Source organism: Larkinella rosea (genome assembly GCF_003858635.1).
Classification (GTDB): Bacteria; Bacteroidota; Bacteroidia; order Cytophagales; family Spirosomataceae; genus Larkinella; species Larkinella rosea.
This window is the reverse complement of record NZ_RQJO01000007.1, coordinates 1,430,710-1,443,262: the sequence shown is the minus strand read 5'-3', so window position 1 is coordinate 1,443,262 and position 12,553 is coordinate 1,430,710. Positions and strand designations below refer to the sequence as shown.

Annotated in this window: 11 protein-coding genes; 7 read left to right on the top strand and 4 right to left on the bottom strand. The window is 49.8% G+C overall.

The window, feature by feature from the left end:
• Positions 1–1,533, bottom strand: a complete 1,533-nt coding sequence (gene dacB, locus EHT25_RS06105) for a D-alanyl-D-alanine carboxypeptidase/D-alanyl-D-alanine endopeptidase (protein ID WP_124872180.1) — start codon at positions 1,531–1,533, stop codon at positions 1–3.
• A gap of 244 nt (positions 1,534–1,777) precedes the next feature.
• On the opposite strand from dacB, the gene EHT25_RS06100 reads away from it, so the two are divergent.
• From EHT25_RS06100 to EHT25_RS06080, 5 genes are all read left to right on the top strand, one after another.
• A complete protein-coding gene (locus EHT25_RS06100; protein ID WP_124872177.1) occupies positions 1,778–3,214 on the top strand; it encodes an MBL fold metallo-hydrolase RNA specificity domain-containing protein in 1,437 nt (478 codons plus the stop codon).
• A 140-nt stretch (positions 3,215–3,354) separates the two neighbouring features.
• On the top strand, positions 3,355–4,308 hold the full coding sequence (locus EHT25_RS06095) for an acetyl-CoA carboxylase carboxyltransferase subunit alpha (protein WP_124872174.1): 954 nt from the start codon (positions 3,355–3,357) through the stop codon (positions 4,306–4,308).
• Positions 4,309–4,319: 11 nt separating this feature from the next.
• Positions 4,320–5,000 carry an HAD family hydrolase gene (locus tag EHT25_RS06090; protein ID WP_124872170.1) on the top strand — a complete coding sequence of 227 codons (681 nt, stop codon included), beginning with the start codon at positions 4,320–4,322 and terminating at the stop codon, positions 4,998–5,000.
• Entirely contained in the window at positions 4,963–6,108 is a 1,146-nt protein-coding gene (locus EHT25_RS06085; protein ID WP_124872166.1) for a site-2 protease family protein, read from the top strand. Before EHT25_RS06090 ends, EHT25_RS06085 begins: the two co-directional genes overlap by 38 nt.
• A gap of 34 nt (positions 6,109–6,142) precedes the next feature.
• A complete protein-coding gene (locus tag EHT25_RS06080; RefSeq protein ID WP_124872160.1) occupies positions 6,143–6,709 on the top strand; it encodes a 1-acyl-sn-glycerol-3-phosphate acyltransferase in 567 nt (188 codons plus the stop codon).
• Here EHT25_RS06080 and lpxB read toward each other — a convergent pair.
• Both lpxB and EHT25_RS06070 read right to left on the bottom strand, forming a co-directional pair.
• The gene (gene lpxB, locus EHT25_RS06075; protein WP_124872156.1) at positions 6,698–7,810 is read right to left on the bottom strand and encodes a lipid-A-disaccharide synthase; all 1,113 of its coding nucleotides are present in this window, start codon (positions 7,808–7,810) and stop codon (positions 6,698–6,700) included. The two genes, EHT25_RS06080 and lpxB, sit on opposite strands and share 12 nt — an antisense overlap.
• 3 nt (positions 7,811–7,813) lie before the next feature.
• Positions 7,814–8,230: a 6-pyruvoyl trahydropterin synthase family protein gene (locus tag EHT25_RS06070; RefSeq protein ID WP_124872151.1), complete on the bottom strand. Its 417-nt coding sequence runs from the start codon at positions 8,228–8,230 to the stop codon at positions 7,814–7,816.
• Positions 8,231–8,541: 311 nt separating this feature from the next.
• On the opposite strand from EHT25_RS06070, the gene rfaD reads away from it, so the two are divergent.
• Complete coding sequence (gene rfaD / locus EHT25_RS06065; protein ID WP_124872145.1) at positions 8,542–9,507, top strand: ADP-glyceromanno-heptose 6-epimerase; 966 nt, start codon at positions 8,542–8,544, stop codon at positions 9,505–9,507.
• A gap of 77 nt (positions 9,508–9,584) precedes the next feature.
• Here rfaD and EHT25_RS06060 read toward each other — a convergent pair whose 3' ends face one another.
• A complete protein-coding gene (locus tag EHT25_RS06060; protein ID WP_124872141.1) occupies positions 9,585–11,123 on the bottom strand; it encodes a S8 family serine peptidase in 1,539 nt (512 codons plus the stop codon).
• Positions 11,124–11,206: 83 nt separating this feature from the next.
• On the opposite strand from EHT25_RS06060, the gene EHT25_RS06055 reads away from it, so the two are divergent.
• Positions 11,207–12,502 (top strand): aminopeptidase P N-terminal domain-containing protein, encoded by a 1,296-nt coding sequence (locus tag EHT25_RS06055; RefSeq protein WP_124872137.1) that lies wholly within the window; start codon positions 11,207–11,209, stop codon positions 12,500–12,502.
• Positions 12,503–12,553: the final 51 nt, after the last annotated feature.

Here is a 12,553-nt window from a genome sequence, read left to right as displayed (position 1 = left end):
TTAGTCATTGACTTTCAAAGCCGTCAATTGCGCCATAATCTGCTCCAGTAAAGTCATCACACCTTTCAGAGAACCGGGTTGGTATTTATTGACCAAAACCGTAAAACTCACCAATTCGCAATCGGCCGATGTAGCGTAACCGGCGTAAGCGCGAACGCCCTCAATGGTGCCGCTCTTGGCCCGTACATTTCCCACGGCTGCGGTGCCGCGCGCCAGACTTTTGACGGTGCCCGACTCACCGACCACCGGAATACTGTCGTAGAAAGGCAAGAAACTCTTTTCTTTCGACATGGCCGCTAAAATACCGGTCAGGTTGGCCGCCGTCAACGCGCCGACCGGCGACAAACCACAGCCGTCTTTGGGGCGAAAACCGCTCATATCGACTCCTTTGTTTTGCCAGAAACGGGTCATTTCCAGAATGGCTTTTTCGGTTCCAACCGGCGCTTTGGTCAGCGAATTGCCCGCCAGAATCAGCATTACTTCCGCGTAGAGATTGATGCTCTGGTGGTTGGTAAGGCGGGCCAGTTCGGAAAGTGGGACGGAGGTATGCAGGTGAAGCTGCGTTCGTTTTGCCGGAGGAATGATCGGTAATGCGTCGGGAGTCATGGATTCTGACTTGCGCCCAGGCCCGATCGATTGGGGCAACCCGCTGATGGAAATACCGGTTTTTACCAATTGTTCGTTCAGGGCAAACGCCGTAAAATAGGCGGGATCGGGCAGCGAGCCTTTGACCCCAAATTCGTTGACGCCCAGGGGAACCGTGCCCTCCAGAAAAACCAGGGGTGAAAAGGGAGCATTGTAAATAATCACCTCATCCCCCGACCCGGCCGGGCCGGTTTTTACATTGTTCTGTAACCTAAGAAACGGGGTGGACGGTTCTGTCCGCAATACGCCCGCGGGTAGGCCGACGGTTTTGGCAGGTTTAAAAACCGCCCGATACAGATTTTCGTTGAAATTTAGACCGCTAATACCTGCGCCGTAATAATTGCCCATATCGCCCCAAACCCAGGTATCCGGCACCGGGAGCGATTGAATCACACTGGCATCGCCGATCACCGAACCCCGAATGTGTTTGATTCCCGCAGCTTTGACCATTTCGGTCCAGGTGCGAAGAAGCGTCGGCGCGTCGGCAAATTCGGCAAACCGGTTGCTGCCCAGTGACGGATCGCCCGAACCCCGAATATAGAGATTGCCATTTAGAATGCTATCCTTCAGCGTGCCGTCGTGTTCCAGGATGGTGCGAAAAGTATAATTGTCACCCAAAACTGCCAGGGTTGTCGCTGTCGTAACCAGTTTGAGGGTCGATGCCGACGGTAAACTTAATTGGGCATTATAATCGAGCAGGGTAACACCGTCGCGGGTTCGTCGCACTGACAAAGCCGCCGTACCGTTTCGCAGGAACGGACTGGTTTGCAGTTGATTAATGGTAGTTTGCAGACGTTTCAGCGCCAGCGAATCGGCGGAAGGATGCGCCTGACATAACGAAATAATGACAAAAAAATAACTTAAGGTTAACGCAGGATACCGATACATGGATACAAAAAATAGTGCTGACAGGATGGGTTGAAGAGATAAAATGAAATCAAATCGATTCGATTATCCAATTTACCGTATGCGTAATCCGATAGTTTATGAAAGTGGTTTTAAGTAATATTGCAAATATATGCCAGAATTTAAAGCCCTTTTCTGTTGTTCTACCATAATTGTAAATGAGTTGTAGCTTCCTTTGAAACTGCATGATGATGAGAATCAGCACCAAAGGCATTAATCAAATCGAATGAAGTTAACATTTTGGGGAGCGACCCGCCAGGTAACCGGTAGTATGTTTCTGTTGGAAACAGATGATAATTACCGAATCCTGATTGATTGCGGGGCCGATATGGATAAAAAAGCCCCTTCAACTAACCAGGATGACGAATCTTCTAACGGATATAGCGGTTTTTTTCCGTTTGAGGCTTCTGCGATCAATGTTGTTCTGCTGACCCACGCCCACATCGACCACAGCGGAAATATTCCGAATTTGTACCGGGAAGGTTACGAAGGCCAAATTTTATGTACTGATCCGACCTATTCGTTAACGAATCTGCTTCTTCAGGATGCGGCCCTGCTCAATATGCGTCGCCTGGCGGAAATGGGGAAAAGCAAAAAGCAGAAGGTACGCAAGAAATTAGCGGGCCTGAAGAAGGATATGTTTCTGGAAAAACAGGTACGTGAATCGATGGAAAATGTGGTCCCGATTCAATACAACCGGAAATTTAAACTCGGCGACGACGTGGATGTTACGTTTATTCCGGCGGGGCACCTGCTCGGTGCGGCTCACATTGTCATTAACGTTTACGAAAACGGCGAGAAAAAAAGCATCTGTTTTTCGGGAGATATCGGACGCCGAAATTACCCGCTTCTGAGTGATCCCGAACCGATTCCACCCGTCGATTATTTGATTTGTGAATCAACGTACGGAAACCGCCTGCATATCAATACGGAAACGCCGGAAGCAACCCTGGCCGATGTCATCAAGCGAACCTGCATCGATATTCCGGGTCGCCTGATCATTCCGTCGTTTTCGGTCGGGCGAACACAGGCGCTGCTGTATACGCTCAATCGGCTCTACACCGAGCAGGGCTTTCCGCCGATCAAGGTATTCTCCGACAGCCCGCTGGCCCTGGAGAGTACGAAAGTTTACCAGAAAAATCTGCGATTACTGAATAAGGAGGCCAAAGTTTATTACGAAGAGAACGAGTCCCTGTTCGATTTCGTGAATTTTGAGTACCTGGAAAGTTCAAAAGCCAGTCGGGAAGTGTCGAATTACAACCAGCCCTGCATCATCATTTCGTCGTCGGGCATGGTGCAGGGAGGGCGCGTTGAGCAGCACGTTGCCGCCAACATCAGCAATCCGTATTGTACCATTCTGATCATCGGTTATTGCGCCGAAGGAACTCTGGGCTGGCGGTTATTGAATGGGCAACCTACGATTTCCATCAAGGATAAAGAAGAACCGGTTTTGGCAAAAGTCGAGCGTACCGATGTATTTAGCGGACATGGAGATCGCGATGATCTGGTGCGGTTTGTCAAACATCAGTCGCCGGAAAAACTGAAAAAGGTGTTTCTGGTTCACGGCGAATTCACCAGTATGGTGGCTTTTCAGCAGACGTTGTTGGAGGAGGGCTTCTCACATGTCGAAATTCCGACGCGGGGGCAAGAGTACGAGTTATAACAATTGCAGGTTGCTGAACCGGATTTTCCGCTAACTTTGCGATTCGAAAAAAAAGCCATCACGGGTTGCCAGTTGGAATAGTTGATAGGACGGACCGAGAACTGACAATCTTCACCTGGCGACCGAGAACTAATTTTTGAATGAGGACGTATTTGGACTTCGAGAAACCCATAGCCGATTTGGAAGTACGACTGGTTGAAATGAAAAAACTGGCCGACACCAGTAACGTTGATGTTACTGAAGCCGTTGCGTCGCTGGAGATCAGTATCGAAAAGCTTCGCAATGAAATCTTCCAGAACCTCACCCGCTGGCAACGTGTTCAACTTTCCCGTCATCCCGATCGGCCTTATACGCTGGATTATATCTCGTTGATGGGCGGGCAGTTCGTCGAATTGCACGGCGATCGGACGGTTCGCGATGACCCGGCGATGGTGGGCGGTTTTGTTGATCTCGATGGACAAACTGTCATGCTGATCGGCCAGCAAAAGGGTCGGAATACCAAGCAGCGGCAGCAGCGTAATTTCGGGATGGCAAATCCGGAAGGATACCGCAAAGCCCTGCGGCTGATGAAAATGGCCGAAAAATTCAATAAACCCATCGTGACGATGATCGACACGCCGGGTGCTTATCCGGGGCTGGAAGCCGAAGAACGTGGTCAGGGCGAGGCCATTGCGCGCAACCTGAAAGAAATGTTCATGTTGGAAGTGCCGGTAATTTGCATCGTGATCGGCGAAGGTGCGTCGGGTGGCGCATTGGGCATCGGCATTGGCGACCGGGTTTTGATGCTCGAAAATACCTGGTACTCCGTTATTTCGCCCGAAAACTGCTCGACCATTCTCTGGCGGAGCTGGGATTATAAGGAACAGGCCGCCGAAGCAATGAAACTCTCGGCCCGCGACATGGAGAAAAACAAACTCGTGGACGGGATTATCGAAGAACCGGAAGGAGGTGCGCATACGGATCACGCCGAGATGGCCCGCCGGATCAAAAAAACAATCCTTGAGAAAATTGCTGAACTGGACCAACTGACGCCCGAAGAACGCATCGACCAACGCATCGAGAAGTTCTGTGCAATGGGGGTTGTCGTTGAATAACTGGAATGTCGATGGCAGGTGTCTTAAAACCCGAAATCAAGAATATTATTTTCGACCTCGGCGACGTGATCATTCCCATTGATCTCAGGGCACCGATCCGGAATTTTGCCGTTCTTTCGGGCCTGAGCGAAACCGAGGTTGAAGCGCTCTGGCGCGAACACGGGTTGATCCAGCAATACGAAACCGGACTGATCGACGATGACGGTTTTCGCCAGCACGTCCGGCAGTTGTTAAAAAAACGGAGCGATGCACCGGAACAGTGGGCTGATGAGGTGATCGACACCGCCTGGAATACGGTTTTGCTGGACTTGCCCGTTGAGCGAATTGCCCGGATTCGGGACCTGCACGGACACTACCGCTTGTTTCTTCTCAGTAACACGAGTCCCATTCACATTGGCGAGGTTCAAAGAATCTTATCGGCCTTGGGTCAGCCGTCGCTTGACGAACTTTTTGAGCGGGTTTATTACTCGTACGAAGTACAAATGGCCAAACCGTCGCGGGAGATTTACGAACATGTCCTGACAACCTCCGGGCTGAAGGCCGAAGAAACCCTGTTTCTGGACGATAATCCGCATAACATTCAGTCGGCGGCTCAGTTAGGTATACACGCTGTGCAGGTGCAACCGCCCCTGACGATTCTTGATTATCTTCGCGATGAATCCACAAACGAGGACGTACCTCATTCAAGCTAGCCTTTTTGTTCTTACCCTGATTTCAACAACCGCGGCTGGCGCGGAATGGATGTATGGCCGGTTTTTTCTGGATTTTGAACACGGAATAAGCTGGCCGGAATTCTGGAATGGTCTGCATTATTCGATCCCCTTTCTGGCCATTCTGACCGTCCATGAGTTCGGGCATTTTTTTGTGGCTCGGTACCACCACGTTCGGGTGACGCTGCCGTATTACATTCCGCTCTGGTTCGGGTTTGGACAAACGCTCGGTACGATGGGCGCTTTTATCCGCATTCAGGATTTTATTAATAGCCGCAAAAAATTCTTCGACATTGGGATTGCCGGCCCGTTGGCCGGTTTTGTTGTCGCATTGGGTGTTTTATATTACGGATTTACGCACTTACCGCCCCCTGAATTCATATTTACGATTCACCCGGAATACAAACAGTATGGTCTGGCGTTTGGACAGCATGTTTATAAAAATCTGCCTCCCGAAAGCGTGATTCAACTGGGTGATAACCTGTTGTTCTGGTTTTTTAAAACGTACGTTGCCGATCCGGCCCGTTTGCCGCATCCGTACGAAATGATTCATTACCCGTATCTGATGGCGGGCTATTTCGCGTTGTTTTTCACCTCCCTCAACCTGATTCCCATTGGGCAACTCGACGGCGGGCACGTGCTATATAGTCTGATTGGTCGCCGGGCTTTCCGGGCGGTTGCACCGGTGTTGCTGATCGGTTTTGCGTTCTATGCCGGATTGGGATTCTTTAAACCAACCGATTTTATGGTGGGCAACGATGCCGAGTTTTGGGACCAGTTGAGCAAACTCGTTTTGTATATCGCAGGATTAGTGGTCAGCTTCCGGAGCATCAGCGAAAACCGGATGACAACTTTATTACTGGCTTTAAGCGTCGTGGCCGGACAATTCCTGATATCCATCTTCTTTCCAGCCGTTAACGGCTATCCCGGTTTTCTGTTATTTATCCTAATCCTGGGACGGTTTTTGGGTGTTTATCACCCCGAGACAGAGGATGATGAACCACTGGGAACTGGCCGGATTATTCTCGGCTGGCTGGCACTGCTCATTTTTGTGCTTTGTTTTAGCCCAAAACCGTTTATTTTTTCTTAATCTTTGCCACCAGCGTGGACTATTTCCGAACCTTATGTTTAGCACACTTGCGAGGTGGCTGTATAAAGTAGCGGGTTGGCAACTGCTCGGCACAGTTCCTGATCTGCCGAAAGCAATCTGGGTGCTGGCTCCCCACAATACTAACTGGGATTTCCCGATTGGCCTCGGAGGGCGGGCAATGACCCACATCTGGATTCGCTATCTGGCCAAAAAAGAACTTTTTACCTGGTATGCCGGCTGGTTTTTTCGGTTATTGGGAGGCAAGCCCGTCGATCGGAGCCGGGCCAATAACCTGGTCGATGCCATCGTTGATGTCTTTATTCAAAACGAATACCTGCACGTTTGCATTTTACCCGAAGGAACGCGGAGTGATGTAGACCGCCTTAAAACCGGTTTTTATTATATCTCCCTGAAGGCAGATGTCCCCCTCATTCTGGCCGGAATCGATTATCCCCGAAAAGCCATTGTGCTGAGTGAACCGATGTACATGACTGGTGATTTTGAAAAGGACATGCGACCGGTTTTTGAATTTTACAGCGCGATTCAGGGGCAGCGGAAAACCTGGTTGAAGCGGTACGAAGAAACCGGATCAATTTCGTAAATAGTTCACCATCAATTCGCCCGCCCGATCCGACGCGCCCGGACCGCCGACTTGCTCCCGCAATTCTTCGTAGTCTGCTAATTGCCGTTCGTGATTCGATCCGCCGGGGAGAATTCGGGTCAGTTCCTGAATGAGATTATCGGTCGTGAGCTGGAACTGTTTCAACTCCGTGACCGCTTCCCGGTTCAGAATGAGGTTGACCAGCGAGATAAACGGAACGGCAATCACCCGATTAGCTACTTGATACGACAACCAGGTCATTTTGTAACAAACCACCTCCGGTACATTCAGGAGGGCGGTTTCCAGGGTTGCGGTACCAGATGTTACCAAAGCCGCATCGGCAATGGACAGCAAGTTATACGCATTATCGGTAACAATTGGAATGGTTGGAAAACGTTGCATGATTTCCCTGTACAACGAAGGCGAAAGATTACTCACGCCGGAAACAACGAATTGATACTCAGGAAAGTGGGGGATAGCTTCCAGCATGGCAGGCAGCATGATCGCGACCTCCTGATGACGGCTACCGGGCAGCAACGCAATGACGGGTTTGGAGCCCAACGAATTCGTTTGCCGGAATTCAGGATCAATCTGGAAACCGGCAATGGCATCCATCAGTGGATTTCCGACGTAATCGACCCGGTAATCGTACTTCTTATAAAAATCAACTTCGAACGGAAAAATCACAAACATCCGGTCGACAACGGCCTTGATTTTAAGTGCCCGTTTCTGGTTCCAGGCCCATACTTTAGGGGAAATGTAGTAGAAAACCCGAATCCCGTGTTTTTTGGCAAACCGGGCCATGCGCAGATTAAAACCGGCATAGTCGATCAAAATCAAGGCATCCGGCCGGGTTTGGAACAAATCGGTCTGGCAATCACGCAGATTCTTCCGGATTGTTCCCAAATTCTGAACGACTTCCAGAAACCCCATGAACGCCATCGATCGATAATGGCGGACCAGCGTGGCTCCGGCGGATTCCATCTGCTCACCGCCCCAGGCCCGAAAACGAGCGTCGGGATCGTGCTGCCGAATGGCCTTAATCAGATTTCCGCCGTGCAGGTCACCGGAGCGTTCTCCGGCAATCAGGTAGTAGGTCATAGGTTATTCCCCGTAATAATCCACGTAATTTTTCGGGGTTTCGTATAAACGAATCCGGTGAAGACGGGCCTCGGTGATCCTTGCCAGCGCCCGATCCAGAATTTTCCAGATTTCGACGATGAAGATTTCGCAACTGGCCATTTTGCCCCGCATGAAATCGACGTCCAGGTTGAGGTTTTTGTGATCTACCCGGTCAATGATGTGTTCCTTGACGAGCTCGGCCAGTACTTTCAGGTCAATCACGAAACCCGTATCGGGATTGGGTTCACCTTTGACGGTTACAATTAATTCAAAATTGTGTCCATGACCGTTTACGTTGGCACACGGGCCAAAAACCTCCTTATTCTTTTCGTCGGACCAGGCCGGGTTGAATAACCGGTGAGCCGCGTTAAAGTGTTCTTTTCTGCTAATATATACCATTATTCACGATCGCCGGGGCGATTTGTCGTTTTCGTGCGGGCAGGATAGCCTTGCCCTGTTGGTTACAAAATTACGGCCTTCCTGTCGTTAATAAAAATTCAATTCACGGATAACGATTAGTACTTTTTAGATAAAGACCAATGAATGGTCGAGGAGATCATACAAAATCAATAGTAAAATAATCCAATTTATTCATTAAAACGTGGATAGGTTGGTGACTTCATTTGTTCTAACTTTACACCCTATTTTAGTAGCAGGAATACATCGTTTTAATCTAACCTAAAACAATCGTTGCTCAATTTCTACGGAGTATGATAATTGTTACGGGCGCAACAGGCTTTATTGGAAGCTGCCTGATTTCGAGACTGAATCAGGAAAACTTCAATGCTATCATTGCCGTTGATGATTTTTCGCGGGAGGATAAGCTGGTGAATTTAGAAGGAAAGCGGATTCTCGAACGGGTCGATCGGGAAGATTTCTTTGATTGGCTGGATGAAAATTACCACGAGATCGAATTCCTGTTTCACATTGGCGCCCGCACCGACACCACGGAGTTCGACCGCAGTATTTTCGAGCACCTGAACGTCGAATACTCTAAGAAAATCTGGCAGAAATGCATCGATTATCAGATTCCACTGGTTTACGCGTCCTCAGCCGCCACCTACGGTCTGGGCGAATTAGGTTACGATGATAACGAAGCGCTGATACCGCAGCTTAAACCGCTCAATCCATACGGCGAATCGAAGAACGAATTCGACATCTGGGTACTGGAGCAGGAGCGGCATCCTTTTTTCTGGGCTGGTTTGAAGTTCTTCAATGTCTACGGGCCGAACGAATACCACAAAAGCCGCATGGCTTCGGTTATTTACCACGCCTTTTGCCAGATCAAACAAATGGGTTCGATGAAATTGTTTCGGTCGCATCACCCGAATTTTGCCGATGGCGAACAAATGCGCGACTTTATTTATGTGAAAGACGTCATTGACGTCTGCGTCTTTCTAATGCACCACCGTCGAAACTCCGGAATCTATAACCTAGGCAGTGGAAAAGCCCGGACGTTTCTGGATTTAGCCAATAATACCTTTTTGGCCATGGGCGTGACGCCCCAGATAGAATTCATCGATACGCCCGAAGATATCCGCGATAAATACCAGTATTATACGCAGGCCACGATGAGCAAACTGCGCTCCATTGGCTACTCGCAACATTTTAAGTCATTGGAGGAAGGCATTTCCGACTACGTGAAGAACTACCTGATGCCGGAGAACTATTTGTAAGTACCCACGGACTGGTAGTCCGTGGGAGTTTAGATCGTCGGAATTATAAGAATTACACGGACTACCAGTCCGTGGTACTAGTGCCAGATAATTTCAACTACTTCTTTCTTCAAATCAATAGTCGTTTGTTTCTCGTCGTGATTCCGGCGAAGAACGACAACCCCATTCTGAACCCGCATCGACTCCTGCTGAAGCACCCGGGTTTCATCTTTTTTGTGGAAAACCGATACGGAAGCATCCGTGTATTCGGGCAGGGCCAGCGAATAGGATTTGCTGGTAACTTTGATGGAACGGGCGGATGAAGGCACCGTCTGGTTTTTCGCCAGCGCCAGTGCCCGCGATGCCTGAGGCACCCCGTAGCCAATGTAATTATTGCCGTAAGGGTACAGATGCGATGATTTCTCGATAATGCTGATCAGTTCTTTGTTGGTTAGCTTCGGATTGGCCTGCATCAGGCAGGCGGCAAAACCGGTGATGACCGGAGCCGAAAGCGAGGTTCCGTAGAGTGAAAAACAGGAGACATTCGGCTTGAGATACGGCAGAAATTCCGGGCCAATACTGCTGTAGCCAATGCGATTCCAGACTTTGTTGTTCGTTGCGCCAACCGCCAGAACTCCCTGGGCATCCGCGGGGGTGGAAATAATGCGCCACGAGCGATCGTCGCCTTCATTACCGGCCGACACAATCACCAGAATTCCTTTTTTGTCGGCAGCCAGTTGGGCGGCTTTGCTGATCAGGCTCGTATGGCCATCCATTTGATTGGGTTGGTAATTCTCTTTTGGGTTGGTAAACCCCTTGGCGTATCCGAGCGACGTATTGATGATGCGCACACCCAAACTGTCCATCCATTCCATGGCCGCAATCCAGTTGTCTTCTTCACCCCGGAATTCACGGGCGCCGTGGTCGGTGCGGGCCAGGTAAAAACTGGCTTCAGTAGCGAGTCCATACTGAATATTTTCGTTGGGATCGTGGCCCGCAATGGCGGCCATTACCTCGGTTCCGTGAAAATCGGAAAGTGTTTCGAGGGAGCCGAAAAAGGCATTGCGTGGCCGATTCGTGTTGACGTAGTCACGAACATCCTTAATCCCGTTCCGGTGAAAAATCTGCTTCAGCGCACTGGCTGAATCCGCTCCGAAAAAACCGGCATCGATCACGCCGATGGTCACGTTTTTGGCCGTCAAGCCCACCCGGCCGAAAACATCCGCCTGAATCTGGGACATCACCGGTGCCATCTGGACTTTCGTGATATCGTGCTCGATGCTGTTGATGACAATATTTTTGTCGATCGGAACAATTTCGTTTACAAACGAGAGCGATTTGACCTGCTTCACCTGGTTCGGAGTCAGCTCGGCGGAAACCGCGTTGAGCCAGCGGGACTGAAACAAGGGACGAACGCCCTGCGATGTCAGGGTTTGTAAATAGGTCGGATTAAGCGGCAAATCGGTTTCGTCGACGGAAAGGCCCATCGACCGGCGATTGGAAATAGTCTGTGGCGAAAGAGAAGGATCTAGGGTGGAAGGCTTGTCCTTCAGGGTAATCCAGTATTTGGATTGGGCAATTGTGGTTCCGGCCCCGAAGAGCATGATCCCAAAAAGAAGCGTAACTATTTTTTTCATTGAAACGAAAGCATCAATTTTAGGCATTAATGTACAAAATGAAATTGAAATTACCGAATGTCGTCCTTTGAAACCATATCTGCATGAAGTACATAGCCATTGCCAACGCGTTGTTTACCCGAAACCGCCGTCGTTTGGCGGAACAATTGAAACCCAAATCCCTGGTGGTTCTGAACGCCAATGACATCATGCCGACCAACGCGGACGGCACGATGGGATTTCGGCAGAGCAGTGACTTGTTTTACCTGTCCGGGGTTGATCAGGAGGAAACCGTCCTGGTGTTGTTTCCGGATCATCCCGACGAAAAGTTTCGGGAAGTGCTTTTTTTGCGCGAAACCAGCGAGCTGATCGAAATCTGGGAAGGACATAAACTAACCAAAGAAGAAGCCGAACAGACCTCGGGCATTTCCCGAAAGACGATTTTCTGGACGCACGAATTTGAAAAGGTGTTTATTCAGATGGTTTTTGAAGCGGAACATATCTACTTGAATACCAACGAGCATACGCGAAATTCATCGGAAGTCATTACCCGGGATGCCCGAATGGTCAGCCAGTTTCGGGACAGATACCCCCTTCACCGGTTTGAACGACTGGCACCGCTCATGCATTCGCTGCGCGCCATCAAGCAACCCGAAGAAGTCGCCCTCCTGAGCGAAGCCATCCGCATTACGGAAGACGGTTTTCGGCGATTGCTGAAATTTGTCAAACCGGGCGTCTGGGAATACGAGATCGAAGCGGAACTCCTGCACGAATTTGTGCGCCAGCGTTCGAAAGGATTTGCTTACCAGCCCATTATTGCTTCCGGTGCGAATGCCTGCGTGCTGCACTATGTCGAGAACAATCAGCCGTGCAAGGACGGGGACGTTATTCTGCTGGACGTGGCCGCTGAATACGGAAATTACAACGCCGACCTGACGCGCAGCATACCCGTAAACGGGCGATTTACGGATCGGCAGAAAGCGGTTTATCAGGCGGTTTTACACGTGATGAAAGAAGCTAAAAAGCTGCTTGTTCCGGGCAATGTCTGGGATGATTACCACAAGGAAGTGGGCAGGATCATGGAATCGCAGTTGATCGGATTGGGTTTGCTGGACCGTCAGGAAGTTGCCAAACAGGACCCGGATTTACCGCTTTACCGGAAATATTTCATGCACGGGACCTCCCATTTTTTGGGTTTGGATGTCCATGATGTCGGGAATAAATACCGAAAATTCGAAGCCGGAATGGTTTTTACCTGCGAACCGGGGATCTATATACGCGAAGAAGGGCTGGGCATTCGCCTGGAAAATAACATCCTGATCACGGATACCGGGAATGTCGATTTGATGGATTCAATCCCGATTGAGGTGGAAGAAATCGAGGATTTAATGAATCGCTGACGAGTGGAAAACCCTGACATCGAGCCTTCGAATTTGTCAGGGTTTTGTTTT